This window comes from Xanthomonas sp. NCPPB 1132 (genome assembly GCF_056629235.1).
The window spans coordinates 4,017,132-4,041,989 of record NZ_CM152819.1; the positions used below are offsets into that span (position 1 = coordinate 4,017,132).

The 24,858-nt window shown below is 69.8% G+C and carries 21 protein-coding genes; 10 read left to right on the forward strand and 11 right to left on the reverse strand.

Translation table 11 applies throughout. The features are described from left to right. Positions 1–45: 45 nt before the first annotated feature. Together AC1G9L_RS17260 and AC1G9L_RS17265 are read left to right on the forward strand one after the other, a co-directional pair. The gene (locus tag AC1G9L_RS17260) at positions 46–2,094 is read left to right on the forward strand and encodes an oxidoreductase (protein WP_481069583.1); all 2,049 of its coding nucleotides are present in this window, start codon (positions 46–48) and stop codon (positions 2,092–2,094) included. 85 nt (positions 2,095–2,179) lie between these two features. Then, positions 2,180–3,508: an MFS transporter gene (locus tag AC1G9L_RS17265; protein ID WP_481069584.1), complete on the forward strand. Its 1,329-nt coding sequence runs from the start codon at positions 2,180–2,182 to the stop codon at positions 3,506–3,508. A 106-nt stretch (positions 3,509–3,614) separates the two neighbouring features. Here the strand turns inward: AC1G9L_RS17265 and AC1G9L_RS17270 are convergent, their stop codons facing one another. Beyond that, positions 3,615–4,736, reverse strand: coding sequence for an ROK family protein (locus AC1G9L_RS17270; protein WP_019800918.1), 1,122 nt, complete (start codon positions 4,734–4,736; stop codon positions 3,615–3,617). Positions 4,737–4,848: 112 nt separating this feature from the next. Here AC1G9L_RS17270 and AC1G9L_RS17275 point away from each other — a divergent pair, with 112 nt between their 5' ends. The 6 genes from AC1G9L_RS17275 to AC1G9L_RS17300 all read left to right on the forward strand — a co-directional run bounded on the left by AC1G9L_RS17275 (position 4,849) and on the right by AC1G9L_RS17300 (position 12,715). Beyond that, positions 4,849–7,347 carry a TonB-dependent receptor gene (locus AC1G9L_RS17275; RefSeq protein ID WP_481069585.1) on the forward strand — a complete coding sequence of 833 codons (2,499 nt, stop codon included), beginning with the start codon at positions 4,849–4,851 and terminating at the stop codon, positions 7,345–7,347. 23 nt (positions 7,348–7,370) lie between these two features. Beyond that, positions 7,371–8,267, forward strand: coding sequence for a glycerophosphodiester phosphodiesterase family protein (locus AC1G9L_RS17280; RefSeq protein WP_481069586.1), 897 nt, complete (start codon positions 7,371–7,373; stop codon positions 8,265–8,267). Positions 8,268–8,476: 209 nt separating this feature from the next. Beyond that, positions 8,477–9,634 (forward strand): glycerophosphodiester phosphodiesterase family protein, encoded by a 1,158-nt coding sequence (locus AC1G9L_RS17285; protein ID WP_019799722.1) that lies wholly within the window; start codon positions 8,477–8,479, stop codon positions 9,632–9,634. 94 nt (positions 9,635–9,728) lie between these two features. Continuing rightward, entirely contained in the window at positions 9,729–11,222 is a 1,494-nt protein-coding gene (locus AC1G9L_RS17290; protein ID WP_481069587.1) for a hypothetical protein, read from the forward strand. 298 nt (positions 11,223–11,520) lie between these two features. Then, the gene (locus tag AC1G9L_RS17295) at positions 11,521–11,982 is read left to right on the forward strand and encodes a cell wall hydrolase (RefSeq protein ID WP_010340474.1); all 462 of its coding nucleotides are present in this window, start codon (positions 11,521–11,523) and stop codon (positions 11,980–11,982) included. Between the two features lie 124 nt (positions 11,983–12,106). Continuing rightward, positions 12,107–12,715 carry a glutathione binding-like protein gene (locus AC1G9L_RS17300; protein WP_019798988.1) on the forward strand — a complete coding sequence of 203 codons (609 nt, stop codon included), beginning with the start codon at positions 12,107–12,109 and terminating at the stop codon, positions 12,713–12,715. A 49-nt stretch (positions 12,716–12,764) separates the two neighbouring features. On the opposite strand, the gene prpE is transcribed toward AC1G9L_RS17300, so the two are convergent. From prpE to AC1G9L_RS17350, 10 genes are all read right to left on the reverse strand, one after another. Further along, positions 12,765–14,636, reverse strand: coding sequence for a propionate--CoA ligase (gene prpE / locus AC1G9L_RS17305; protein ID WP_019798987.1), 1,872 nt, complete (start codon positions 14,634–14,636; stop codon positions 12,765–12,767). 161 nt (positions 14,637–14,797) lie between these two features. Further along, on the reverse strand, positions 14,798–15,082 hold the full coding sequence (locus AC1G9L_RS17310; protein WP_019798986.1) for a hypothetical protein: 285 nt from the start codon (positions 15,080–15,082) through the stop codon (positions 14,798–14,800). 61 nt (positions 15,083–15,143) lie between these two features. After that, positions 15,144–15,410 carry a hypothetical protein gene (locus AC1G9L_RS17315; protein ID WP_481069588.1) on the reverse strand — a complete coding sequence of 89 codons (267 nt, stop codon included), beginning with the start codon at positions 15,408–15,410 and terminating at the stop codon, positions 15,144–15,146. A gap of 70 nt (positions 15,411–15,480) precedes the next feature. Then, positions 15,481–15,789, reverse strand: coding sequence for a hypothetical protein (locus tag AC1G9L_RS17320; protein WP_420009006.1), 309 nt, complete (start codon positions 15,787–15,789; stop codon positions 15,481–15,483). Positions 15,790–15,811: 22 nt separating this feature from the next. After that, positions 15,812–18,319 (reverse strand): S9 family peptidase, encoded by a 2,508-nt coding sequence (locus AC1G9L_RS17325; RefSeq protein WP_481069589.1) that lies wholly within the window; start codon positions 18,317–18,319, stop codon positions 15,812–15,814. Positions 18,320–18,417: 98 nt separating this feature from the next. Further along, entirely contained in the window at positions 18,418–19,038 is a 621-nt protein-coding gene (gstA, locus tag AC1G9L_RS17330; protein ID WP_481069590.1) for a glutathione transferase GstA, read from the reverse strand. A gap of 79 nt (positions 19,039–19,117) precedes the next feature. After that, the gene (locus AC1G9L_RS17335) at positions 19,118–19,996 is read right to left on the reverse strand and encodes a LysR family transcriptional regulator (RefSeq protein ID WP_481069591.1); all 879 of its coding nucleotides are present in this window, start codon (positions 19,994–19,996) and stop codon (positions 19,118–19,120) included. Positions 19,997–20,066: 70 nt separating this feature from the next. Then, positions 20,067–21,053 (reverse strand): malate dehydrogenase, encoded by a 987-nt coding sequence (locus tag AC1G9L_RS17340; RefSeq protein ID WP_481069592.1) that lies wholly within the window; start codon positions 21,051–21,053, stop codon positions 20,067–20,069. A gap of 36 nt (positions 21,054–21,089) precedes the next feature. Continuing rightward, on the reverse strand, positions 21,090–21,467 hold the full coding sequence (locus AC1G9L_RS17345; protein ID WP_244667634.1) for a glutaredoxin family protein: 378 nt from the start codon (positions 21,465–21,467) through the stop codon (positions 21,090–21,092). Between the two features lie 91 nt (positions 21,468–21,558). Beyond that, on the reverse strand, positions 21,559–22,053 hold the full coding sequence (locus AC1G9L_RS17350) for a peptidylprolyl isomerase (protein ID WP_010340465.1): 495 nt from the start codon (positions 22,051–22,053) through the stop codon (positions 21,559–21,561). A 199-nt stretch (positions 22,054–22,252) separates the two neighbouring features. Between AC1G9L_RS17350 and typA the strand changes: the two genes are divergently transcribed. Beyond that, complete coding sequence (gene typA / locus AC1G9L_RS17355) at positions 22,253–24,082, forward strand: translational GTPase TypA (protein WP_019799400.1); 1,830 nt, start codon at positions 22,253–22,255, stop codon at positions 24,080–24,082. A gap of 16 nt (positions 24,083–24,098) precedes the next feature. Continuing rightward, the gene (locus AC1G9L_RS17360) at positions 24,099–24,581 is read left to right on the forward strand and encodes a DUF2127 domain-containing protein (RefSeq protein ID WP_010340463.1); all 483 of its coding nucleotides are present in this window, start codon (positions 24,099–24,101) and stop codon (positions 24,579–24,581) included. Positions 24,582–24,858: the final 277 nt, after the last annotated feature.

The following is a 24,858-nucleotide window of genomic DNA, read 5'->3' on the forward strand; positions in this document are numbered from 1 at the left end:
TTTCACGGCACCCTGCGCCCTTCCGTACGCCTGCGTATCCACGCCATGTCGCCCGCCCCCGGCCAGCCCGACCCCACCCCCACCGCCTACCCGCACCTGTTCGCCCCGCTGGACCTGGGCTTCACTCAGCTGCGCAACCGCATCCTGATGGGCTCCATGCACACCGGCCTGGAAGACCGTGCCCGCGACTTCCCCAAACTGGCCGCGTACTTCGCCGAGCGCGCCGCCGGCGGCGTCGGCCTGATCGTCACCGGCGGCTTCGCCCCGAACGTGGTCGGCTGGCTGAAACCGTTCGGCGGCAAGCTGTCGTGGCCGTGGGAGGTGCGCCCTCACCGGCAGGTCACCGCCGCGGTGCACGCGCATGGCGCCAAGATCTGCCTGCAACTGCTGCACGCCGGACGCTACGCCTACCACCCCTTGTCGGTGGCGCCGTCGAAACTGAAGGCGCCGATCAACCCGTTCACCCCGCGTGCGCTGTCGGCGCGCGGCGTCGAACGCCAGATCGATGCCTACGCCCATGCCGCCAAGCTGGCGCGCGAGGCCGGCTACGACGGCGTCGAAGTGATGGGCTCGGAAGGCTATCTGATCAACGAGTTCATCGCTCCGCGCAGCAACCGCCGCAATGACGCCTGGGGCGGCGACGCCGCCAAGCGCATGCGCTTCGCGGTGGAGATCGTGCGCCGCATCCGTGCCGCCTGCGGGCCGGACTTCATCATCGTCTATCGGCTGTCGCTGGTGGACCTGGTCGAGGACGGCAGCGACTGGCAGGAGATCGTGCTGCAGGCGCAGGCGATCGAGGCCGCCGGCGCGACCCTCATCAACTCCGGCATCGGCTGGCATGAAGCACGCGTGCCCACCATCGCCACCTCGGTGCCGCGCGCGGCGTTCGCCGCGGTGACCGCCAAGCTCAAGCCGCACGTGCGGCTGCCGCTGATCGCCACCAACCGCATCAACATGCCCGACGTGGCCGAGCGCATCCTCGCCGGCGGCGGCGCCGACATGGTGTCGCTGGCGCGGCCGCTGCTGGCCGACCCGGAATGGGCGAACAAGGCGCAGCGCGGCCAGGCGCAGGCGATCAACACCTGCATCGCCTGCAACCAGGCCTGCCTGGACCACGTGTTCGAGAACAAGACCGCAAGTTGCCTGGTCAATCCGCGCGCGGCCGCCGAGACCGAACTGAACTACCTGCCGACCCGCGCGCCCAAGCGTATCGCCGTGGTCGGCGCCGGCCCGGCCGGCCTGGCCTGCGCCACCGTGGCCGCGCAACGCGGCCACCGCGTCACCCTGTTCGACAGCGCCAGCGAGATCGGCGGCCAGTTCAACGTGGCCAAGCGGATTCCCGGCAAGGAGGAATTCCACGAGACGCTGCGCTACTTCCGCCACCAGATCGACGCCACCGGCGTGGAGTTGCGCCTGCACACCACCGCCGATGCGGCGCTGCTGGCCGACTTCGACGAGGTGGTGCTGGCCACCGGCATCGTGCCGCGCACCGTGGAGTTCCCCGGCGCCGACCATCCCAGCGTGGTCAGCTATCTGGACGTGCTGCAGGGCCGGGTGCAGGCGGCGGACAAGGTGGCGATCATCGGCGCCGGCGGCATCGGCTTCGATGTCGGCGAGTTCCTGGTGCACGCCGGTACATCGACCGCGCTGGACCCGGCGCGCTGGATGGCCGAGTGGGGCGTTGACCCGCAGTTCGAAGGCCGCGGCGCGCTGTGCAAGCCGCGCCCGGAGCCGCCGGCGCGCAGCGTATGGCTGCTGCAGCGCAGCCCGGGCCGGCCGGGCGCGCGGCTGGGCAAGACTACCGGCTGGATCCATCGCGCCACGCTCAAGGCCAAGGGCGTGACCATGCTCGGCGGCGTCGAATACCTGGGTGTAGACGACAGCGGCCTGCGCATCCGCGTGGACGGCGCCGAGCAAGTGTTGCCGGTCGGAACCGTGGTGGTCTGCGCCGGCCAGGAACCGCGGCGCGACCTGCAGGCGGCGCTGCAGGCCGCCGGCCGCAGCGCGCACCTGATCGGCGGCGCCGACGTCGCCGCCGAACTGGACGCCAAGCGCGCCATCGCCCAGGGCAGCCGGCTGGCGGCGCAACTGTAGGGCGCGCCTCGCGCTGGCCGTCGGGAGGCCGCCGGCCAGGGCAGCGGTCTTGGTGCTGTCGCATCGCGCGGCTATAAGCCTGGGCATGCCGCGTCCCTCGCCCCTGCCCGCCCTGCCCCGCCTGCCGCAGGCGGCCCTGGCGGCATACGCCGGCGCGCATTTCGGCAAGAGCCTGCTGTGGTACGCCGGCGAGCTGCTGCTGATCTATTCGCTGACCGAACACGCCGGCCTGCGCGCGATCGCGGCCGGTGTGGTGCTGGCGTTGGGCCTGCTGCTCAGCGCGGCGATCGGCCTCGGCGCCGGCTGGGGCCTGCGTCGGCGCCTGCGCGACGTGGGCAGCGCCGGGCGCCTGCAATGGCATGGCCTGGCCGCCGCGGCGCTGGCGCTGCTGCTGGTGTTCGCCACCCCATTGCTGCCGCCGCCGTGGCGGCTGGGCTACGTGCTGGCGGTGAGCCTGTTGTTCCGGTTGGCCTACGCCGCCTGCGACGTGGCCCAGAACACCTTGCTGAGCCTGGCGCAGTGGCCCTGGCGCGGCCACGACGGCGCCAGTGCGCTGCGCCTGGCAGGCAGCGGCGCCGCGGCGCTGCTGATCAGCAGCGTGGTCGGCGCCGTGCTGGCGCGCGGCGCCGATGGCGGCAGCCTGGCGCTGCAGGCCAGCGCGGTGCTGGCGGCCGTGGCGATGCTGTGCGCCTGGCAGTTGCAGCGCGTGCTGCGCCACGTCGCCGTCCACCCGGCACCCGCCGACACCCAGGCCGTGGCAGCAAGCGACCAAGCGCCCTCCTGGCGCGCGATTCCCTGGCAGCCGCTGGCGCTGATCGCGGCGGTCTCATTGACCCTGCCCGCGTTCACCAAGCTCGCCCCGTACGTGGCTGCCTACGGCCTGCTCTCGCCCGGTTGGGGCAGTGCGGTCCTGATCGCCTACGCGCTCGGCACGGTGCTGGTGCAACCGCTGGCCGCGCGTTGGGGCCGGCAGCGCACGCCGACGCAACGCCTGGCCTGGCTCGGCGGCGCGCTGCTGCTGTGCGCCCCGTTGTTTGCGCTGGCGTTGCCGGCGCAGCCACTGCTGAGCCTGGCCGCGGCCGCCTGCATCGGCGCCATCGGCGGCAGCGGCGGGCAACTGGTGTGGGCCTGGCATGCGCAATGCACCGCGACCCGGGCGGTTGCCGAGCACGCACTGTGCTTCGCCGCGCTGACCGCGGCCGCGCAGGTCGCGCTGGCCGCCGGGGTGGTGCTGATCGGCGTGCTGCTGGATGCGCTGGACTACCGCGACGGGCACTGCCTGCTGCTGTGCTGGGCGATGGCGGCCGGCCCGCTGCTGTGCGGGGCGTTGTGCCTGCTGCTGGCATGGCTCACCGGGCGCGGCCGATCGCCTCCGCTCGGCGCCGGCCTGGCGGCGAACGCGAGCAGCGGCTGAGACCGCGGCGCACGGTCGACGCCGCCGCGATGCGCCGCGAGCGAGCGCCTGGCCAGCAGCAGCATCCACAGCACGGCGCGACGCACTGCGCCCGCCGCTGCAGGCCTCAGGCGAAAAACGCCTGCTGCAGCGGCATCAACGCCGCGCCCAGGGTCACTGCGTCGCCGACGGTGCGCGCAATGCACAACTGCGGCAGCGGCGGCGCCAGGCCATGCCGGTTGGGCGCGCGCGGGATGCGGATACGCTCGATCAGGCGCTGCGCGATCGCGGCCGGCAGACGCCCGCCGATCACGATCGCCTGCGGATCCAGCGCGTAGGCCAGGTAGGCGCACAGCTGCGAGAACGGTGCCTCGGCCATGTCCAGCCAGGTGTCCACGCCCGGCGTGTGCGCGTCGATCGCGCCGAGCATCTGCTCGACCCCGGCGTAGTCCTGGCCGGCGGCGCGCACCAGCGACAACAGCGCGTCCAGGTTCGGATAGGCCATGCCGCCGACGGTCCAGATGCCGCCGAACTCGCCGGCATTGCCGCGGTAGCCGCGGAACAGCCGGCCATCGGCGATGATGCCGCCGCCGAAGCCGTTGGTCAGGTGCAGATAGACGAAGTCGCGGCAGTCGCGACCGACCCCGTACAGGCTTTCGGCCACCGCCGCCGCGGCGCCGTCGTTCTCCAGCGTGACCGCGCCGCCCAGGGCCTCTTCCAGGATCGGCACCAGGTCGACCTGGGTCCAGTCCTCCAGCGCCGGCGGCCCGGCCATCTGCCGGCCCTGCCCGGTGAAGAACGCCGAGATCGCCATGCCGATGCCGACCACCCGCGCCGGGTCCACCCCGCTCTCGGCCAGCAACTCGGCACGGAACCGCTGCAACTGCGCCAGCACCGGCGCGCGGCGCATGTCGGCCAGGCCGATGCGGCGCTGGCCGCGCACGTTGCCGGCGAAATCCACCAGCGCCAGCGCCACCACGTCGCCCATCAGGCCGATGCCGAAGGCATAGGCGTAGTCCGGCGCCAGCCGCACGTCCACGCTGGGATTGCCGCGGCCTTCGGCGGCACGGGCGCTGAGCTGGACCATGCGGTCCTGCACGAACCCCTGCAGCAGGCGCGCCACGGTGGGCTGCGACAGGTTCAGGTCGCGGCTCAGCGCTGCCTGGGTCTGCACCCCGGTCTTGAACACACGGTCGAGCAATTGGCGGCCGCCGGCGCTGACGCGCGGCGGGAAATCGGGATGCGGCATAGGCAGGCGCAAAGCGTGATGGATGCACGACCGCGACAACCTAGCACGTGGACATAGAAGTTTCATACATGGTAAATAGTATTACCCCCACATTCTTTTAATGGGGGTCTTCATGCGTACCGTTCACCCGCACCCGAGCCTGCTGGCACTGGCGCTCGCGGCCATCCTCGGCAGCGCCGCTGCCGTTCACGCCGAGGACGCGCCCGCGCCGCCGGCCGACGCCACCACCACGCTGGACCAGATCGTGGTCACCGGCACGCCGCAGGGCCAGTCGCAGAAGGACGCGCCGTTCGCGATCAGCGTGGTGTCCAAGGAACGCCTGGAGCGCAGCACCCCGAGCAGCAGCGTGGACATGCTGCGGGCGGTCCCCGGCTTCTCCGCCGAACCCTCCGGCGGCCAGGGTGGCGGCCAGAACCTCTACGTGCGCGGCCTGCCGGCGGGCGGCTGGTACTACGTGCAATACCAGGAAGACGGCCTGACCCTGTTCGACGAGCCGCAGGAAAGCTTCTTCAACGTCGACACCCTGTTCGCGCTGGACATGATGACCGAGCGCCTGGAAGTGGTGCGCGGCGGTACCTCGCCGCTGTTCGCGACCAATGCGCCGGGCGGCACGGTCAACGCCATCACCCGCCACGGCACCGCCACGCCCGAAGGCGCGGTGCGCATGACCGTCGGCAGCGACGGCCTGCGCCGCGAGGACGCCTACAGTGCCGGCCCGCTCAGCGAGAACGTGCTGTACAGCATCGGCGGCTACCACCGCAGCGACGACGGCCTGCGCCGCGCCGGCTACACCGCAGACCAGGGCGGCCAGCTACGCGGCAACCTGACCTTCCTGATGGGCGATGCGGTGCTCGACGTCGACGCCAAGTATTTGAACGACCGCACCGCCTTCTACAACCCGATCCCGCTGGCCGACCCGCGCAATCCGTCGCAGTCGCTGTCGGCGCTGCTCGACCCGCTGGACGGCACGCTGCTGTCCAACGACCTGCGCCACACCACGGCCCTGACCTTCGACGGCACTACACCGCTGGCGCGCAACCTGGACCTGGCCGACGGCATCCACAGCAAGGTCAAGCAACTCGGCACGCACCTGGAATGGGACCTGGGCGACGGCCTGACCCTCAACAACCGCATGCGCTTCGTCGATGCGGAGGTGGACTACACCGCGCTGTTCTCCGGCGCGGCACCCTACGACGCCGGCGCCTACCTCAACACGCAACTCGGCCGTGCACGCAGTGGCTTCGGCGCGCGGGTGGCGCGGGTCGGCTACGTCACCACCCGCAACGGTGCCGCCTACGATCCGGCCGCAGCCGACGGCCTGGTGCTGGAGAGCGGCCTGTGGAACGCGCGCACTCATCTGCGCACGCTGTCCGACGACCTGCGCCTGAGCAAGGCGTTCGACGACACCGCGCTGGGCCAGCACACGCTCACCGCCGGCCTCGACGTGCAGCACTTCGAGTACCGCCAGGACCGGCTGCAGAACACGGTGCTGACCACGCTGCAGAACAACGCGCAGCGGCTGGACGTGCTGGCCTACGACGCCACCGGCAACGTGGTCGGCTCGGTCACCCAGAACGGCTTCGTGCGCTACGGCAACGGCGTCACCAGCGGTTTCGCCAACGGCACCTACCTGTCGCCGTACCTGTGGGATTCGGTGCGCTTCGGCCGCCTCGGCCTGGATGCCGGCGTGCGCTACACCCGCTATAACGCCAACGGCGGCGTCTATGCCACCACCACGCGCAATCTCGGCGATCCGACCACGCTGGCCGACGACAACGTCGGCGGCCTCAGCGGCGCGTTCAGTCCGCGCACCGATCATCGCCACGCCACGCAGTGGACGCTCGGTGCCGAGTTCGCGCTCACCGCGCAGTTGCAGACCTTCGCCCGCTACACCCAGTCGCAGCGCCTGCCGCGGCTGCAGAACGTCTACCAGACCCAGAACGCCGACGTCACCGACATCGACCAGGCCGAAGCCGGCCTGCGCGGCAGCTTCGGCGACACCTTCTCGTTCTCCACGGTCGGCTTCTGGAGCCGCTTCAACGATCTGTCGATCAGCGCCATCGTGCTCGACGGCAGCGGTGCGGTGCAGAGCCTGGCACTGGTCGGCAAGACCCGCACGCTGGGCCTGGAATCGGAGTTCACCTGGCGGCCGTCGGCGCTGTTCGGCATCACCGGCTCGGCGACGCTGCAGGATCCGCAGACGCGCGGCCTGAGCAACGCGACCACCGGCCTGAGCTACGGCGACCTGGACGGCAGGCAGATCTCGCGCATTCCCAAGTTCATGGCCTCGCTCAGCCCGACCCTGTACGTCGACATCGATGGCAGACCGGTCGAACTGTCGGCCACCTCCTATCGCATGGGCCAGCGCTATGTGGACTACACCAATGCCACCGCCCTGCCCGCCTACACCACCTACGACCTGGGCCTGTTCGCGCGGCTGACCGAGCACCTGGAACTGCAGCTGCACGCCGCCAACGTCAGCAACGCGCTCGGCCTGACCGAAGGCAATGCGCGCGTGGACACGCTGTCCGGCCAGGGCACCGCCGACGCGATCTACGCGCGGCCGATCTTCGGCCGCAACTACAACGCGTCGCTGACCTGGAGGTGGTGAGCATGCGCTACCGGAGACTGCTGATGAGCGCAGCGCTGTCGTTGCCGGTGCTGGCCCTGGCGGCGACACCGAGCCTGCCCGAGCGCCTGCGCGACCCGCACGGACCGGCGCTGGTGGTGTCGCACCGCGCCTGCTGGACGTTCGCGTCCGAGAACACCCTGGACGGCATCGCCGCATGCATCGCGCGCGGCGTGGACATGGTCGAGATCGACGTGCGCACAAGCCGCGACGGTGCGCTGGTGCTGATGCACGACGACACCGTGGACCGCACCACCGACGGGCACGGCGCGGTGGCCGATCTGACGGCGGCGCAGATCGCCGCCTTGCGCGTGCGCAGCCGGGGCGGCGGGCGCGACAGCACGCTCACCGCGCGGCATCCGCCGACGCTGGCGCAGGCCCTGGCCGCGGCGCGCGGCAAAGTGCTGGTGAACCTGGACATCAAGGCCGCGGCACTGGATCAGGTGATCGACGCGGTGGAGGCGGCCGGCGCGCAACGCGACGTGCTGCTTAACGTGCCGCTGGACGTTCCCGCAGCGGTGCTGCAGCGCGCGCGCAAGGCCGACATCGCGGTGCAGGCGCTGTACCTGCAGCGCGCCTCGACGCTGCCGCCCGAGCAGGCCCTGCGCCGCGCCGCCAGCTTGCAGCCGGCGGTGGTGCAGTTGATGTTCGACGACCAGGGGGTGCTGGACATCGCGCAGCGGGAACTGGCGCCGCACACGCGCCTGTTCGTCAACACCATGACCAACGACATCGCCAGCGGCAGGCCGATGCGGCTGTCGGCCAACTACACCGACCAGCGCGCGCTGCGCGATCCGGCCGCGGTCTGGGGCGGGCTGCGCACGCATGGCGTCAGCATGATCCAAACCGACGAACCGTTGGCATTGCAACGCTACCTGCACGGCGCGGACACGCCACGGTAGCCGGTCTCGGTCCAAATCCCGGCGACGCCCCGCGGTGCCCACGCGGGGTGTCGCCAGGAGCTCAGTTTCAGACGGGTGGCATGCAACGCCAGGACGATGCCCGTCGCTTCGAGCATTGCGCTGCAGACGACCACGCCCATGCGTCCGTCGCTTGCAGTGCGCTGCGCTTGCTTCACTTCATTCCATCAACCCCGAACGGAAGAGAGCACATGAAACTGCCCAAGAAACCCGCCAAGGCCCTCGCCCTGGCCCTGGCCTGCGCGTCGCTGGCCGCCCTGTCCGGCGCGGCGTCGGCCGCCAACAACTGGAACCCGCAGCGCATCCTCAGCGCGATGAAGAGCCCGTACCAGGGCAACCGCGCCGATGTCGCGGTGATCGCGCACCGCGGCGTGGTCAGCAACGGCTGCCCGGAGAACTCCACCTGCTCGATCCTCAGCACCTACAACAACAACATCGAAGCGATCGAACTGGACGTCAAGCAGGACGCCGACGGCCTGCTGTGGCTGTTCCACGACCAGAACGCCGGCCGCGTGGTCGACCACGATCCGCCGTTCTACATCTTCCAGAACGCGACCAATCCCTCCGGCTGGAATCCGGACATCCGCACCCTCACCGGGCATGAGCTGATCAATTCGTTCCTGCGCGACAAGAACTTCGCCAAGACCAACTACCGGCCGACCTCGCTGGCCTCGGCGCTGAACACCGTGGTCACCAGCGCCAATCACATGGTGGTGGTGCTGGACCTGAAGACCCTGGACGCGGTCTCGCGTGCTGCCGATCAGGTGCATGCGTTCCGCATGGACAACCAGGTGGTGCTGAAGTTCAGCGCCTCGCTGCTGGCACGCAATCCCAGCGACATCACCCGCTACACCAAGGGTGTGGCGTTCGCGCCGACCGTCTACGCTGGCGACATGGACAACCTCGCCGACGGCGGCTACCTGGGCCTGTGCGGCACGATCAGCCCCAACACGCCGTTCTGCCGGGTCAACGCCTGGATCGACCAGGTGCGCGGCCAGAACGGCTTCGCCTGGCTGGAGATCGGCAACAAGCAGCCGCGCCGCGGCGACCCGACCGCCGAGCTGCTGGCCGACAACCAGGCGCAGAAGCGCGCGATCGGCGCGTTCTCGCCAGTGCCCGAGTACCGCCTGAGCAGCCATGACGGCCAGCACTACGTGCGCAGCAACGGCACCTGCTGTGCGTCGCTCAGCGACTACCTGTCGCGCACCAAGTACTTCGGCAACGAGGCCGCAGACGATCGTCCGGACTTCCGCGGGCAGGTCACCGCCGGCTTCACCAGCATCATCACCGACGATCCGCTCAGCGTGATCCGCGCCAACGTGCCGCGCGATACCACGCGCTACAACTGACCATCGCATGGTCGCGCCGGGGAGTTCGCCGCTCCCCGGCCCTGCACGGCGCCACCGCGCCGTGCAGTCCGTCCGACGCTTTCAGGAGTTTCCCATGCGTTCTCTTTCCCGCCCCCGTTATCTGCTTCTCGCGCTGCTGGCCGCCGCTGCGAGCGTCCCGCTGCTGCAACGCGCAGCGACCGCGCATGGCGCACAAGCGGCGCCCGCGTCCCTCGCCACGCATCCGCGCGCCGGCAACACCAGCGCGCAGACGCCACTGCCGATGCACGCCACGCCGGCCGCCGGCAGCACCGTGCCCGGGCCGCCCGCCAGCGCTGTGCTGGCCGCAGCGCAGGCACTGCCGGCCGACTTCCAGGCCGATGTGCTGCTGCGCCTCGCCACATCCCCCGATCTGCCTTTGCGCGGCGACGGCGATCGGACCGCCGCCGCGCAAAGGCTGACGCAACAGGCTGCAGAGCTTGCCGAACGCGCACAACGGCGCATGCCCGGCCTGGCCCGCGTCGGCAACGTCGACGAGGAGCGCGACGACGAATTGCGCGCACCGCGCACCGCGGGACTGGACCGGCTGTCGCTGCAGACGCGTGCCGCGCAGCGCGCCACACCGGCGCAGGCGCAGGCGTTGTTCGCCGCGCTGCCGACGCCGCACGCCGGCAGTTGCGATGCGGACTATCTCGACGATCCCAGCCCGACCTATGCGTTGGCCAGCGCACTGCAGCCGGCACAACCGACAGCACGCGCCAGTGCACTCGCCGCTCGCGTGGACGCGGCGCAACGCGAAACCGACACCGCCCCGGCGCTGAAGATGGCGCTCGCCGGTGCGCCGCTGGACAGCGCGGGACAGGCACAGCTCGCCGACAGCCTGGTGCGGATGTTCGAACGCATCCGCGGCGACGATGCCGGCTTCACCGCCACCGAACTCAGCCTGGCCGGCGACATGCCGCTGTTGCTGCAGCAACTGTCCGACAGCGCGCTGCGCGAACGGCTGCACGCCGCCTATCGTGGCTATGTCGCCGCACACCTGGCGCATACGCGCTGCCCGTCGAGCCTGCTCGGCAACCATTGGCTGCTGGAGCAGCGCTTCGTCGCCGAACTGCCGGCCGAACGCATCATGCCGGCGCCGCCGGTGCCCGCGATGACGGTCGATGCCGATGCGATCTCGCTGATCCGCCAGGCCGGCTACAACATCCGCGCGCAATTGCTGGATCCCACCGCCAGTGCGGGCGATCCCGCCACGGAAAAGGCATCGATGGAATTCCTCGACCAGCTCGACCACGGCGTGCTGCAGCAGGCCGCAGCCAGCGACGACAGCGGCCGCGTGCAGCGCGCGCGCCTGCGCGAGTTGCTGCGCTATCTCGAGTATGCACCGGCCGGCGCGGCGCGCGACCGCGGCATGCGCCTGCTTGCCACGTTGCTGAGCGGCCCCTACTACGCACGCGATCACGACACCTGGTTCGGCGATCTGCACGTGCTCGCCGAGCAAGCGCAGCGTTGGCCGGATCGCGACCAACGTCTGGCGCAATTGAGCGGACACGCCGATCCGGTGGTGAAGGTGTACGCGATGCTGATGCAGCGCAAACAATTCCCCTGAGTGTGATGTAGCCATTGCGGCGCTGCAGCATGCCGTCGCGTAGCCAGACGCGACGGCATTGCCGCAGAGCGAGATGTGAACCCTGTCAAGGCACGGGGTTCAGTTGCGATTCGGGAAGCGGCGCCTATTGTGCGCCCCTCTTCCGATCCGCCCATCTTGGCGGGTCCCGCCGGACTTCAGATTGCCGGCACCCGGGCGGCCCGTGACAGGCCGCCTCCCCATGACGCCAAGCCGCATCGCTTGCCGCGCCATCCCGGCGCAGCGCCACGACCACGGCCCATACGGAGCAAGGAGTACGATGAAACTGGCCTGGATCCTCTGGCTCTCGCAATTGTTGCCGCAACCCGCTGCCGATTCGCTTTGCCTCAGCACCACCGTGTACCTGGAAGCGCGCGACCAGACGCTGCGCGGACAGCAAGCCGTCGCCGAAGTCGCGCTGCGTCGCCTGGACAGCGGCCTGTGGGGCGATTCCATGTGCGAGGTGGTCACCGCACGCAAGCAGTTCGCGCCGGGCCTGGTGAAGCCGGGTACCGAACTGAAGAACGACGACGCCTGGGCCGATGCGGTCAAGGTCTCCTTCGACGCCGAGCGCAACTGGGCATTGCCGCAGGGCCAGCGCAAAGAGATCGTGCCCGGCGCCAGCCACTTCGCCGCGCACGCGATCGCCAGCCCGAGCTGGCGCAATGCCTACCAGGTCGCGACCATCGGCGACCACACGTTTTATCGCGTGCAGAAGCTGCGCCCGCGCAACGCGTCGTAAGCGTTCGCCGCGCAGGTACGTCCTGACGCAGGCTCCCGCGCGCCACGCATGGCGCGCCATGATCGCCAAGCGCCCCGCGCAGCGGGTACGCTCTGGCGTTCTCACCGATGTGGAGCCGCCTGCCATGAAACTCTATTCCAAGCCCGGCGCCTGTTCGCTGGCCGATCACATCGCGCTGCGCTGGGCCGGATTGCCGTTCGAGCTGAAGCTGCTCGACGCCGCCGCGATGAAGGCGCCCGCATATCTGGCGATCAATCCGGCCGGCGCGGTGCCCGCGCTGCAGATCGACGACTGGGTGCTCACCCAGAACTCGGCGATCCTCAACTACATCGCCGATCTCGCGCCCGACGCACACCTGGCCGGCGACGGCAGCCCGCGCAGTCGCGCCGAGGTGCAGCGCTGGCTGGCCTTCCTCAACGCCGATCTGCACCCGGCCTTCCATCCGCTGTTCGGCAGCACCCGCTATCTCGACGATGCCGCGGTGATCGCCCGCACCCAGGAGCATGCACGCGAGCGCGTGCGCACGCTGTACGCGCGCGTGGAAGCCTCGCTGGAACAGCAGACCTGGCTGGGCGGCGCGCGCCGTTCCATCGCAGATGCGTATCTGTTCGTCACCCTGCGCTGGGCGCGCGCGCAGCAGATCGCGCTCGGCCCGAATCTGCAGCTGCATTTCGAACGCATGTCCGCGGACCCGCAGGTGCAGGCGGCGCTGCAGGCCGAAGGGCTGAGCTGATCGGCGCAGCGAACGCCGGCGCGCCTGCGCCGGCGTCGCAGGTCGCACGTCAGCCGCGCAAGGCGCGACGGATTTCCTCCAGCGCGCCGGGATCGTCCAGCGTGGACAGATCGCCCGGATCGCGCTGCTCGGCCAGCGCCTGCAACGAACGCCGCAACAGCTTGCCCGAGCGCGTCTTCGGCAGTGCCTGCACCAGATACACCTGCGCCGGCCGCGCCACCGCGCCAAGACGCTCCACCACGCACTGGCGCAGTTCCTCGACCACTGCCGCGGCATCCGGCGCAGCCTGCTTCAGCGTCGCGAACACCACCGGCACCTGCCCCTTCAATTCGTCGTGCATGCCGATCACAGCCACTTCGGCCACGTCGGCGTGGCCGGCGATGGCTTCCTCGATCTCGCGCGTGCCCAGCCGATGCCCGGCGACGTTGATCACGTCGTCGGTGCGGCCGAGGATGAAGGTGTAGCCGTCCTCGTCGCGGATCGCCCAGTCCAGCGAGCTGTACAGCAGCGTGTCGAAGTGGCTGAAGTAGCTGCGCAGGAAGCGCGCGTCGTCGTTCCACACCGTGGTCATGCAGCCCGGCGGCAACGGCGGCTCGATCACCAGCACGCCCTTGCGTCCTGCCGGCACCTCGACACCGTGCTCGTCGACGATGCGCGTGCGATAGCCGAGATTGGGAAAGCCCGGCGAACCCGGCTTGACCGGCCGCAGTTCGACGCCCGGCAACAGGGTCAGCACCGGCCAGCCGGTCTCGGTCTGCCAGTAATTGTCGATCACCGGCTTGCCCAGCGCCTCGCCGATCCACAGCGCGGTCGGCTCGTCCAGCGGCTCGCCGGCCAGGAACAGATAGCGCAGCGCGCTCAGGTCGCGCTCGCGCAGGTAGCGCGCCGGATGTTTCTTCAGCACGCGGATCGCCGTGGGCGAGGAAAACATGGTGCGCACCCGGTATTTCTCGCACAGCGCCCACCACACGCCAGGATCCGGCTGCACCGGCAGACCTTCGTACAACATCGAGGTCGCACCGACGATCAGCGGACCGTACACGTTGTACGAATGCCCCACCGCCCAGCCCACGTCGGAGGTGGAGAACATGGTCTGCCCCGGGCCGCAGTCGAACACCGTGCGCATCGACAGCGCCAGCGCCACCGCATGTCCGCCGACATCGCGCTGCACGCCCTTGGGCTTGCCGGTGGTACCGGAGGTGTACAGCAGGTAGCTGGGTTCGTTGGATTCCAGCCACACCACCGGCACCTGCGCATCGCCGACGTCGGCACGCAACTCGGCATAGTCGACGTCGCGCCCGGGCACGCGCGGCTGCGCCGGATCCAGCCCGCGCGAGACGATCAGCACCTTCGGCGGCGGCGCGCTGGCTTCGGCGCACGCCGCATCGACCAGCGGCTTGTAGGGGATGCGCTTGCCGCCACGGCTGCCGGCATCGGCGGCGATCAGCAGTTTGGGCCGCGCATCGTCGATGCGCAGCGCCAGGTTGTGCGCGGCGAAGCCGCCGAACACCACCGAGTGCACCGCGCCGATGCGCGCGCAGGCCAGCATCGCGTACACCGCCTCGGCCATGTTCGGCATGTAGATGACTACGCGGTCGCCACGCTGCACGTCCAACCGCTGCAGCACCGCCGCGAAGGCGTTGACCTCGCGGTGTAGCTGCGCATAGGTGATTTCCTGGGTCTGCCCGGTTTCGCTGGACACCGCCACCAGCGCCAACTGCGCGGCGCGCGCCGGCAGGTGCCGGTCGACCGCGTTGTGGCACAGGTTGGTCAGCCCGCCGGCGAACCAGCGCCGGAACGGCGGCGTGTCGTATTCCAGGATCGTCTGCGGCGGGCGCTCCCAGTGGATCGCCCTGGCCTGCTCGGCCCAGAACTCTTCGGGCCGCTCGATCGAACGTCGGTACAGCGTCGCGTAGTCCATGCCGCCCCTCCCAAGGCCGGTGCACCGGCTCCGAGCATAGTCCTTCGGCGGGGAGGGCGTCGTTCCGACCTTGGTCGAACGGGCCTAGACGGACAACGCGGATCCAGCTTCAGTGCAGCGCGCGCTGTCACACCCTTGAACGAAGCTGACGCGACGCCGTGTCAGCTCGGGGTATCCCTGGCGAGCCAAGCCCTCACCGGCGCCACGGTCTCAGCAAAGGTCTGGAACCGTTCTTCGCGAATGAAGTCGTCGTCGGGATACCCGAACCAGTAATGCACGGCCACGTGCTGCCCACGACGGCGCACGTCCACCGAGTGCGTCTTCTTTTCGCCGAGCGCGAACAAGAGCGGCACCGTGCCATCCCACCTGCAGTATGCGAAGTACCCTTCTGGGACCAACACGTTGACAAGTCGCTCGATCTCAACCGCGTCATCGGTGCGATGCATGCAAAATTCCTTCACCACGATTCACCAGTGCTGCGAGACACCTCGGATCGGGCGCGCTTCGTCAGGCGCGCTCATCGACCGCATGCAGCAATTCCAGGTTCGCACAGTCTTCCGATTCGAGCACCCAACCCGCGGTCGGCGTGTCGATCATGATGCCTTCGCCGAACTCCGACTGGAACCACGCTCTTGATGCGACGTCTTCTTCGGGTGGAAAGTCGTCGGTGCTGATGACAAAGAGCACTCGCGACGGGCGTTCGTCATTACGCCACTTGACCAGGTCGCCACGACGAACAGGTGTCGTTGTACCGGGGTAGCAGGGACTGGACATGGCTCGCCTCACGCCTGGATCTAGCCGCGCCGCAACGCGGCGTCGGCTGGACGAATCGCCGGAGACGGATCTACTTCCCCGACACCGTAAACGTCACCACCACATTCCCCGGCGCCTGCTCGAAGCGCGTGGCCACCGAATCCTTGCTGAGTTGCACGATCTGCGCCAGCGGCTTGTGCGGCACGCCCTGGAAGTTGACCGTGACCTGGACCAGCGAGCCGTTCGCCCAGTTGAAGCCGACCGCGGGCTTGCTGCCGACCGATTTCTCCAGGTCGGCAGCTACCTCCTGCGAATGCGCATACGCATTCTTCACCGTGTCGACGGCACCGCATGCGGTGAGCGCCAGCAGCACTGGCGCACAAAGAAAACGCCATTTCATCGTGTGCTCCCAGGTCGGCCGGCTACTGCGTCTTCGCCTTGTCCGTCGCCGCACGCGGCGGCGCCTGCTTCACGTAGCGGTCGAACCACTCCAGCATTTCCGCCACCACGTCCTCGTTGGACTCGCGCGCGGTGTACCAGTGCGGTTCGAACGGCAGCAGCACCAGCCGCGCGGTGCCGCCGAGGCCGCGGATGGCCTGGAACATGCGCGGGGCCTGGGTGGTCTCGGTGCCGGGGTTGGCGTCGTCCATGCCGTGCACCAGCAGCAGCGGCTCGTTGATCTTGTCGGCGTGGAAGAACGCCGAGGCCTGCGCGTACACCTCCGGAGCGGCCCAGAACGAGCGCCGCTCGTTCTGGAAGCCGAACGGGGTCAGGGTCTTGTTGTAGCTGCCGCTGGTCGCCACGCCGGCGCGGAACAGGTCGGTGTGCGCCAGCAGGTTGGCCGCCATCAGCGCGCCGTGGCTGTGCCCGGTGACGCCGATGCGGTCGCGGTCGACCACGCCCAACTCCACCGCTTTGTCCACCGCCGCCTGGGCGTTGTCGACCAGCTGCTGCAGGTAGGTGTCGTAGGCGGTCTTGGGGTCGCCGACGATCGGGAACGCGGCATCGTCGATGATCGCGTAACCCGCCAGCAACAGCAGCTGGTAGGAATGCAGGCGGGTGAAGTCGCGATCGTTGGCGCCGCTGACCTGGCCGGCCTTGGACGCATCGGCGTAGTCCAGCGGATAGGCGTAGAGGATCGCCGGCACCCGCGTGCCTTCCTTGTAGCCTGGCGGCGTGTACAGGGTGAAGGACAGTTCCACCCCGTCCTTGCGCTTGTAGGTCACCAGGCGCTTCTTGATCTGCCGTACCAGCGGGGTCGGGTCGGGGAAGCGGGTCACCGGCGCCAGGGTGGAGGCGACCACCGCCTCGCCGGCTGCCGCGGCCGGTTGCGGCTGGCCCAGCGTGCGCAGGTACACGTTCGGCGGGTCGCTCGGCGACTGCCGCCAGGTGAGCAGGCGGGTGGTGTCGTCGCCAGCGAACCCGGCGAAGGCCTCGTCGACGTCGGTGCCGCTGCGGAACAGGCGCTGGGTCTTGCCGCTCGCCAGGTCGTAGTGGTCCAGGAACGGCCGGTCGCCGGCCGGGGTGGCGCCCTGCCCGCTCAGGAACAGCGCACCGTTGTCCTCGCGCAGTACGTACTCGCCGTTGGCCAGGCGGCGCAGCTCGGGCGTGCCGGGATCGGCGTACAGATCGTCGGTGGACAGGTCAAACAGCACCCGCCCGGCGCTGCCGGGGCGGTCGGCGTCGAGCAGGGTGGTGCGGCGCCAGTGGCGGTTCTCGTCGTCCTCGTCCAGCAGCACCTGGCCACCCTGCACGAACCAGCTCAGGCCGGCGTAGCGCTGTGTCACCTTGGCCAGTTCGCGCGGCTTGCCGGTGAACGGCGCCGCCAGGGTCAGCAGCTTGTCGCGGGCAGGAACGCTCGTCTTCCAGTCGCCGCCGTCCAGCGCCTCGGCCCAGACCAGCGTCGCCGGCTGATTGGCGCGCCAGCTGTAGGCGCGCGGCCCGGTCGGCACCCCGTGTACCGGCACCCGGTCGGCCACCGGCAGGTTCGCCAGCACCCGCTCGCTGCCGTCGGCCAGATCCAGCACCGCCACGTCGTGGGCGAAGCGGCCGTAGGTGGTGACGTAGGAATACGGGCGCTGCAAGCGCTCCACGCGCACGTGGCGGCCGTCCGGCGCACCATCGACCACCGAGTACACCGCCGGCTTGCCGACCGTGCGCAGCTTGCCGCTGGCGGCGTCCACGGTGACCAGTTGCGAAGTGGCGTAGTAGGTGAACTGCGCCTCGTCCTCGGGGCTGGACAGGGTGTCGCGGGCCTCGTAGGTGCTGCTCTCGCCCTTGCCGCGGATCGCTTCCTTGACCTTCGGCCCCGGCGGCACCGCCGCCTTCACCGGCGCCGGCCCCAGATCCTGCGGCACCGCACGTACCAGCAGCGTGTCGCTGCCGCCCAGCCACTGGATCTCGCCGCCCAGCACCGGATTGAGCTGCACGCCGTCGATGCGGCGCACCGCGCCGGTGGCGACGTCGCCCAGCCACAGCTCGACGCGGTCGGCGGCGGTGTTGTTGAAGGCGAAGCGGCGCCCGTCCGGCGACCACACCGGCTGCGCCGGGCAGGCGCCGGCCGGCAGGGGCACCGCGGTCTGCTTGCCGCTGGCCACGTCGACCAGGCTGAAGCCGTCCAGGCAGGCGCGGATGCCGTAACCGTTGGACATGTCGTGGCGGGCATGGGTGCGCGGTTCCACGCGCACCCCGGCCAGTTTCAGGTACGGCTCGGCGACACGCGCGATCGGCGGGTAGGCCTGGCGTTCCACCAGCAACAGGGTGCGGCCGGTCGGATCCAGCCGCGGCGACGGATTGAGCGGCGCGCGCATCACCCCGAGTAGCGGCTCGGGCGGTTGCCGATACCCGCTGTCGGCGGTGGCGGCGTGGGCGACGACGGGCAACGCACTGGCGAGCGCCAGCGCGCCGATCCAGCGGAACGGCATGAGCATGGTCGAAATCCCCTTTCGAATGACCCCGGCAACTTAGCACGGCCGCCGCGCCGCAGCCGAGCGCCGAAGGTCATGCCCTGCCCGCCCGCGCGCCGCGCTCAGGCCGGCGCCAACGCCTGCTCGGCGGCCAGGGCCGCGACCACGCTGGGACGCTGCGCGATGCGTGCGACATAGGCGGCCAACGCCGGAAGCGCGTCCAGCGACAGGCCGAACCGCGGCAGCCAGCCGAGCACGGTGAACAGATAGGCGTCGGCCACGCCGAAGCGCTCGCCGAGCAGGTACAGCTGCGTGCGCAGCGCGGCCTCGGCATGGGCATAGCGCTGCAGCAGCCGGGCGGCGACCGCGGCGCGCCGCTCCGGCGCCAGCGCGGCATCGAACAGCGGCACGCTGCCGGCATGCAGTTCGCTGTTGATGAAGGCCAGCCACTCGTACAGACGGTAGCGCGACAACGCGTCTGCGGTTGCGGGCGGCGCCAGCGCCGCCTGCGGACAGCGATCGGCCAGGTACAGCAGGATCGCCGGCCCTTCGGTCAGCACCTGGCCGTCGTCCAGTTGCAGCGCGGCCACGTAGCCCTTGGGGTTGATCGCGAGGTAATCCTCGCCCTCGTCGGTGCGCTTGCTGCGGTTGTCCACCCGCACCAACCGGAACGGCAGCTGCAGTTCGCGCAACACGATGTGCGGCGCCAGGGAACAGGCGCCAGGAGCGGCATAGAGGAGCATCGGAACGGTCTCGCAGGGGCGCCGGACAGTCGGCGCGCGCAGTGTGCGCGGCATGGCGGCCTGCAGAGAAACAAGAATGTCAGTGCGGGTCAGTAGCGCCGCTGATGGCTTCGTCTAGGAACTCGCGCAATCGCAGTGCGGCCGGTGCCGGTTGCGCAGCGGCGACCAACGCGAAGCGGCGCTGCAGCCGCGGCTGCAAGGGCAGCACCTGCACACCGTCGCGCTCGGCCGGCAGCACCGACGCCGGCAGCAGGCTGGCGCCCGCGCCATCGCGCACCAGCGCCCAGGCGCTGGACCAGTCGCGCACCTGCAGGCGCAGGTCGGCGATGGCCAGCCCGGCGCGTTCGGCCAGGCGTTGCGCGTGCAGCCAGCAGCCGCCGGTGGCCAGCACGAACGGCAGCGCCAGCAGTTCCGCCAGGGCGATATCGCGCGCCTGCGGACGCGCCAGCGCCGGCGGCAGCACCGCCAGCCATTCATCGCGGCCGAACACGGTGGCGTCGCGCTCCGGCGCCGGATCCAGCACCACGCCCAGGTCGACCGTGCCCGCCGCCAGCCAGGCCTCGACCTCCTCGTCGCTGCCTTCCAGCCAGACCACGCCCGTGTCCGGATGCGCCTGCTCGAACGCGCGCAGGCGCGGCGCCAGCCACGGCCGCGACGAGGCGAATCCAGCCACCCGCAGCGACGGCGCGGCGGGCGCACGTTGCGCCCTGGCCAGCGCCTGCACATGCCCCAGCTCGGCCAGCATTGCCCGCGCATGCTCCAGCGCACGCGCACCGAACGGCGTCGGACTAATCCGACCGCGCTCGCGCAGCAGCAGCGCCGCGCCCAGCACGTGCTCCATCTGCGCGATGGCCTGGCTGGCACCGGACTGGGTGATGCCGCAGCGCGCGGCGCCGGCGCTGATGCTGCCGCACTCGACGACGGCGACGTACAGCCGCCAGTGGATCAGATTCATCATCTCGGTCTTCCCACAACGCGAAACGCCGGGCGGGGCCCGGCGTTCCGTGACGACGCGATCGCGTTGGCGATCAGCCCAGCAGGTGGGCCACGCCGCTGCGCTCTTCTTCCAGCTCGGCCAGGGTCTTGTCGACATACTTCTGGCTGAAGTCGTCGATCGGCAGATCCTTGACGATGCTGTACTTGCCGTTCTCGGTGGTGACCGGGAACCCGAAGATCACGCCTTCCGGGATGCCGTAGGAACCGTCGGACGGCACGCCCATCGTCACCCACTTGCCGTTGCTGCCCAGCACCCAGTCGCGCACGTGGTCGATGGCGGCGTTGGCGGCCGAGGCGGCCGAGGACAGGCCGCGCGCTTCGATGATCGCCGCGCCGCGCTTGCCCACGGTCGGGATGAAGGTGCCGGCGTTCCATTCCTGGTCGTTGATCGCGTCGGCGATGGAGGCGCCGTCGGCGGTGGCGAAGCGGTAGTCCGGGTACATGGTCGGGCTGTGGTTGCCCCACACCACCAGCTTCTCGATGCCGCCGACCGGCTTGCCGAGCTTGAGCGAGAGCTGGCTCAGCGCGCGGTTGTGGTCCAGGCGCAGCATGGCGGTGAAGTTCTTCGGGTTCAGGTCCGGCGCCGACTTCATGGCGATGTAGGCGTTGGTGTTGGCCGGGTTGCCGACCACCAGCACCTTGACGTCGCGCTTGGCCACCTTGTTCAGCGCCGCGCCCTGCGCGGTGAAGATCTTGGCGTTCTCCAGCAGCAGGTCCTTGCGCTCCATGCCCGGGCCGCGCGGACGCGCGCCGACCAGCAGGGCGATGTCGGCGTCCTTGAACGCCACTTCGGCGTCGTCGGTGCCGACCATGCCGGCCAGCAGCGGGAACGCGCAGTCTTCCAGCTCCATCATCACGCCCTTCAGCGCGGCCTGGGCCTTCTCCATCGGCAGTTCCAGCAACTGCAGGATCACCGGCTGGTCCTTGCCCAGCATTTCGCCGGAGGCGATGCGGAACAGCAGGGCATAACCGATCTGGCCGGCGGCGCCGGTCACGGCAACACGAACGGGTGCTTTCATGGGGGATTCCTCTGCTAAGAAAGTGGGTGGGGTGGATCAGTAGACGCGATAGCCCAGCGGCTGCAGGTGCAGGTCCAGGGCGGCGGTGTCGTAGCCTTCGACCACATGCTGGCCGATCACGGTGATCGGCACGCCTTCCAGGCCCAGCGCGGCGGCGGCCTGGCGGCCGGCCTCCTGCTCTACGTCCAGGACCGTGTAGCGGACCTGGGCGCGGGCGAAATCGGCCTGTTGCCGGCGGCAGTAGCCGCACCAGTCGGCGGCGAGCATGACGATGCCGTCGTCGCCGGTCAGCCGCCGCGGGTCGCCCGCGGCCAGTGCGGCCGACGGCGCCGGGTCCGCGCTGCGCCACCAGGCATGCACGCCGCTGCCGATGGCGAGCAGCAGCAGGCACAACACAAGGGGGCGCATCGTCATCGGCGGTCGGGTGCGGCAATCAATCGGGAAAATGGTAGCACGCAGGCTCCGCGCGCCCGGCCGCAGGGCCGGTCGCGCGGACAGCGCCGGATCAGGCGTCGAGGGTGCGGTTCCACTCGGCGACGCGGTCGGCCTTGGCCGCCAGCACCGCGTCGGCATCGCCTTCGATGGTGATCTTGTTGATCACGTCGCCCTGGGCGACGCTGTCGACCACGTCCAGACCCTCGAGCACCTTGCCGAACACGGTGTGCTTGCCGTCCAGCCACGGGGTGGCGGTGTGGGTGATGAAGAACTGGCTGCCGTTGGTGCTGGGGCCGGCATTGGCCATGGACAGCACGCCGCGCTCGTGGCGCACGCCGTTGTTGGTCTCGTCCTCGAAGCGGTAGCCCGGGCCGCCGCGGCCGGAGCCTTCCGGGCAACCGCCCTGGATCATGAAGTCGGCGATCACGCGGTGGAAGTTCAGCCCGTCGTAGAAGCCGCGCTTGGCCAGGTTCACGAAGTTGGCCACGGTCAGCGGGGCCTTGTCGGGATACAGCTCGATCTTGATCGGGCCGCGGGCGGTGTCGAAATGGGCGATCAGGGACATGGGATTCCTTGGAAACGGGGGCGTCATGAGGGGCGCATAGGATACACGGCGCCTTGTTCAGGCTTCGCCCGCGCCCGCCGCCGGCGCCTGAACGGGCCCGCCCGGCCCACCGCCGCCGGGCGCCGGCAGGCGCCACGGGATCCGGGTATACTAGGTGGCTTCCTTTCCTTCCTCCTGGCGCCGGCTGGCCCCCTTTCGCATGTCCATCGAAAATCTTCGCAATATCGCCATCGTCGCCCACGTCGACCACGGCAAGACCACCCTCGTCGACTGCCTGCTGAAGCAGTCCGGCACCCTGTCCGAGCGCACGGTGCTGGCCGAGCGCGTGATGGACAGCAACGACCAGGAAAAGGAACGCGGCATCACCATCCTGGCCAAGAACACCGCCATCACCTGGCAGGGCAATCGCATCAACATCGTCGACACCCCCGGACACGCCGACTTCGGCGGCGAGGTGGAGCGCGTGCTGTCGATGGTGGACACCGTGCTGATCCTGGTCGACGCGATGGACGGCCCGATGCCGCAGACCCGCTTCGTGACCCAGAAGGCGTTCGCGATGGGCTTCAGGCCGATCGTGGTGGTCAACAAGATCGACCGCCCCGGCGCGCGTCCGGACTGGGTGATCGACCAGGTGTTCGACCTGTTCGACAAGCTCGGCGCCACCAACGAGCAGCTCGACTTCCCGATCGTCTACACCTCGGCGCTGAACGGCTACGCCTCGCTGGACGACAGCGTGCGCGACGGCGACATGACCCCGCTGTACGAAGCGATCATGCAGCACGCGCCGAAGCCGGACGTGGATCCGGACGGCCCGTTCCAGATGCGCATCAGCCAGCTGGACTACAACAACTTCGTCGGCGTGATCGGCATCGGCCGCATCCAGCGCGGCGTGCTGAAGAAGAACATGCCGGTGGCGGTGATCGACCGCGAAGGCAAGAAGCGCCAGGGCAAGGTGCTGCAGGTGCTGGGCTTCCTGGGCCTGGAGCGCATCGAGCAGGACAGCGCGCAGGCCGGCGACATCGTCGCCATCTCCGGCATCCAGGAACTGACCATCTCCGACACCGTCTGCGCGCTGGAAGCCCCCGAGGCGCTGCCGCCGCTGACCGTGGACGAGCCGACCATCTCGATGACCTTCCAGGTCAACAACTCGCCGTTCGCCGGCAACAAGGACCTGTCCGGCGGCAAGTTCCTGACCAGCCGCCAGCTCAAGGACCGGTTGGAGCGCGAGACCGTGCACAACGTGGCGCTGAAGGTGCAGCAGCTGGAAGACGCCGACAAGTTCCTGGTCTCCGGCCGCGGCGAACTGCACCTGTCGGTGCTGATCGAGAACATGCGCCGCGAGGGCTTCGAACTGGCCGTGTCGCGCCCGGAAGTCATCATCAAGGAGATCGACGGGCAGCTGATGGAGCCGGTCGAGCAACTGGTGGTGGACATCGAGGAGCAGCACCAGGGCGGCGTCATGGAGAAGCTGGGCATCCGCAAGGGGCAGCTGAAGAACATGGAGCCGGACGGCAAGGGCCGCGTGCGCCTGGACTACATGATCCCGGCGCGTGGCCTGATCGGCTTCCAGAACGAGTTCCGCACCCTGACCCAGGGTTCGGGCCTGCTGTTCCACGTGTTCGACCACTACGGCCCGAAGGAACAGGGCGCCATCGCCAAGCGCCAGAACGGCGTGATGATCGCCAATGCGCCGGGCGCCACCCCCGCCTACGCGCTGGGCCCGCTGGAAGAGCGCGGCCGCCTGTTTGCCGCCGAAGGCGACAACGTGTATGAAGGGCAGCTGGTCGGCATCCACTCCAAGGACAACGACCTGACCGTCAACGCGATCAAGACCAAGCCGCTGACCAACATGCGTGCCTCGGGCAAGGACGATGCGATCAAGCTGACCCCGGCCATCAAGTACACGCTGGAGCAGGCGCTGGACTTCATCGAGGACGACGAACTGGTCGAAGTCACCCCGAAGGAGATCCGCTTGCGCAAGAAGCACCTGACCGAAAACGAGCGCAAGCGCGCCGGCCGCGCGGGCTGAGCGGCAGCGCACGCCCATGGCCGCCGACAAGGCGTACAACCCGGATCCGCATGCGCATCCGGGCCTGCACCTGATCGCACTGCTGGAGGCCGGCAAGGGCCTGCTCGCGGTGCTGGCGGCCACGGGGCTGGAACTGATGGGTCCGGCCCCGCTGCGCGCGGGGGTGGACCGGTTGATCGTGCGTTTCAGCCTGGACCCGGACCACGGCGCCCTGCCCTCGCTGCTGACCATGATCAACCCCGGCGCGGTGCATCTGGCCGCGGCCGGCATGCTCGCCTACGGCGTGCTGCACATCATCGAGGCCTGGGGCCTATGGCGCGCCAAGGCCTGGGCCTCGCTGCTGGGCTGCATCTCCGCGGCCATCTACCTGCCGTTCGACGTCTACGCGATCGTGCGCCACCCCGGCTGGGCCTCGTGGGCGGTACTGGCGATCAACCTCGCCGTGGTCGGCATCCTCGCCCGCGACCTGGTGCGGCGCCGGCGGCATCCTCCGGCCTGAGCCGCGCCGCATCCCTGCCACGGCGGCCACCGCCGTGACGCCCCAACGGACATCCTCCTGACGACCGCCTCGCCGCACCACGGGCTCGGCGGGCATCCCGTCTCGGAACGCTGCCATCCTGAGGACAGGGCGCCTCAGCCGCCAGCGTGCCCGGCCGTTGGATTTGTGATGTCTTCCACCGCACTTATGTGCACAATCCCCGCAACGCGATCGCGCCACAAAATTGTCTACAGAATTGTCCAATCCGGTCGATTCTGACCCTTGACACGGTCCGGGC